The following is a 724-nucleotide window of genomic DNA, read 5'->3' as shown; positions in this document are numbered from 1 at the left end:
CTCCTTTTCCTGTGGAAGAACTGAGTTTGGATTTCGTACGCCTTCGTGCGGAAGAAGGGATGCGTGGAACGGACAGTTATCAAGTATTCGCTACGCGCAAAGATGTGGTTGAAAGCCGAGTTGAAGCGTTACAACAGTCTGGTTTAAAGCCTGTGTTGGTTGACGTGCACTCTCAAAGCCTAGGTCATATCTGGAAGCTTGCCGCAGAGCGTTTTCCTGAAAAAAACAAATACTGTTTGTTAGACATCGGCTCGCTAGCGAGTTCATTCACCATGTTTACCGAGCAAGGCGAACTGTTTCATAAGGAGTTTGCGTGCGGTACTCGTATCTCAATGGGGACGTCACAAGAAGACTTACTTTCTGATGATGCTCAAGCCAAAACGGAACAGTTCAATCGTCAAGTGGTTGAGCGCGTAAAACGTCAAATGCAGCTCTATACCTCGATCAATGGTTCGCAAAACATCAAAGGCATTTGGTTATCGGGCGAGGGGGCATCGACGCCAATGTTGGCAGAAGAGCTCTCGCATCAGTTGGCATTGGAGTGCGAGTTGCTAAACCCACTCGGACTGTTTGAAATGAAAGTGTCGAAACGCAAGCGCCGAGCGGCCGATTGGCAACATTTTTCGACGGCTGCAGGGCTGGCGGTGCGTGGCATTCATTGGTTAGGAGGTGTGCGTGCTGTATCGCATTAACTTATTGCCTTGGCGCGAAAATCAAAGGGAAG

At 49.0% G+C, this 724-nt stretch carries 1 protein-coding gene; it reads left to right on the top strand.

Going from position 1 to position 724, the window contains the following annotated elements:
- A partial coding sequence (gene pilM, locus R8N49_RS27065; RefSeq protein WP_318190442.1) for a type IV pilus biogenesis protein PilM occupies positions 1-692 on the top strand: 692 nt, incomplete at its 5' end.
- Between the last annotated feature and the right edge of the window lie 32 nt (positions 693-724).

This window comes from Vibrio sp. 1978 (assembly GCF_033344345.1).
The sequence above is the reverse complement of the archived record's forward strand: the minus strand, read 5'-3'. Positions and strand labels throughout refer to the sequence as shown.